The organism is Paenibacillus forsythiae T98 (assembly GCF_000520735.1).
Classification (GTDB): domain Bacteria; phylum Bacillota; class Bacilli; order Paenibacillales; family Paenibacillaceae; genus Paenibacillus_AQ; species Paenibacillus_AQ forsythiae.
In genome coordinates this window covers 1-1,601 of sequence record NZ_ASSC01000157.1, presented here as the reverse complement: position 1 = coordinate 1,601, position 1,601 = coordinate 1, and the positions used below count along the sequence as shown (strand labels likewise).

The window sequence follows — 1,601 nt, the reverse complement described above, 5'->3', positions numbered from 1 at the left end:
CCTCCCCCAGCCGCAGTGGCCTCCGTGACGGTTAATGGTGCAAAGCTTGCGCTTGAGTCTCAGGCTTACGTAAAGCAAGGAAGAGTCATGGTGACGCTTCGGGACATGGCGAAGGGGATGGGAGCGCAGCTGTACTGGGACGCGGCTTCCCGCACAGCGACCATAGCGAGAGCCCCGCATCAGGTCAAGATTAAGGCTGGCGGCAACCGGGCGGTGAAGGACGGCGGGACCGTCATTCTTCTGGATGTTCCCGCCGAAATTCGCGGCGGCCGTGTGTATGTTCCTCTGCGTTTTTCAGCGGAGAGCCTGGGCGGAACCCTGTCGTGGAATACGAATACACGGACGGCTCATATTATCATGCCGCTTGTCCCGGCCGGCGCGAAGCAGGTCATTGCGGAGCGGGCCGCCGCTGCGGTGCAGGCGCTGAAGGCGAAGGATTGGACCGCTCTTGCTTCCATGGTTCACTCTTCCCGGGGCGTTCGCTTCACCCCGTACGGCTATGTTGACACCGCCAAGGACATCGTACTGAGCCGCAGCCAAATCGCAGCGGTTGGCGCAGACGGGACTGTCCGGACCTGGGGAGCCTTTGATGGAACGGGCGACCCGATCAAGCTTACGTTTGCGCAATATTACGACAGATTCATATACAGCGCCGATTTTGCCGCAGCGCTGGAAATAGGCTACAATCAGACCATCGGCACCGGCAATTCGCTGGATAACGCGCGTAACGTGTACCCGGATGCCATCCTGGTTGAATACCATTACGACGGATTCGATCCACAGTATGCCGGTATGGACTGGCAGAGCCTGCGGCTTGTATTCGTCAAGGAAGGCGGGCAGTGGATGCTTGCGGGCATCATACATGATCAATGGACGATATAAGCAAAATCAATCAATCAAACGGATCGGGCGAACTTCCGTCTGATCCTGCCGGAACGCTCCCCGGGCGCATGGCGCTCTTCGAGCATCTGTCTGGCAGCGAGGAGGAAGGCGAAGGGGGCGGCGATATGCTGATCCCCTTCGCCTTTGAAGAAACGCTGTGCCGGGATGTCGGCGCGGGGCTTGCGCCGCCGTCGGTGCATTTGTGGAGCCACCCCGGCGGAGTGGCGCTCGGGCTTAGGGACAGTCGTCTGCCCGGCGCCGGGCAGGCGATGCAGAGCCTGGAAGCGCGCGGCATCCGCACGGCGGTCAGACATTCCGGCGGCGCGGCGGTTCCTCTGGATGCGGGGATTGTCAACGTCTCCCTGATCCTGCCCAAAAACCGGGGGACGCTGGATTTCCACCGGGATTTCCGCCTCCTGGCCGCCTTGATTGCGGAGGCGGCGGGCGTCTCCCATCCGTCCGCCGCCGCGCAAGTCGTCGCGGCAGAGGTTGCCGGGTCTTATTGCCCCGGCGATTACGACCTGTCCATCGGGGGCCGGAAATTTTGCGGCATCGCCCAGCGGCGGCAGAGCCATGCCTACTTTGTGCATGCTTTTGTCGTGGTGAGCGGCTCCGGGCGGGAGCGTGGCGAATTGGTGCGCCGCTTCTACGAGGAAGCGGCCCAAGGCGCCGAGGGCCTGGATTATCCGAGGGTGCGGCCGGAGACGATCGGCGGACTC

The 1,601-nt window shown here is 62.4% G+C and carries 2 protein-coding genes; both read left to right on the top strand.

The window, feature by feature from the left end; genetic code table 11:
• On the top strand, positions 1 to 882 hold an 882-nt coding region (locus L692_RS30510; protein WP_156940319.1), incomplete at its 5' end, for a copper amine oxidase N-terminal domain-containing protein.
• Positions 870 to 1,601 (top strand): lipoate--protein ligase family protein (locus L692_RS27880; RefSeq protein ID WP_051503445.1); only part of this gene is annotated, 732 nt, incomplete at its 3' end. The genes L692_RS30510 and L692_RS27880, both read left to right, overlap by 13 nt.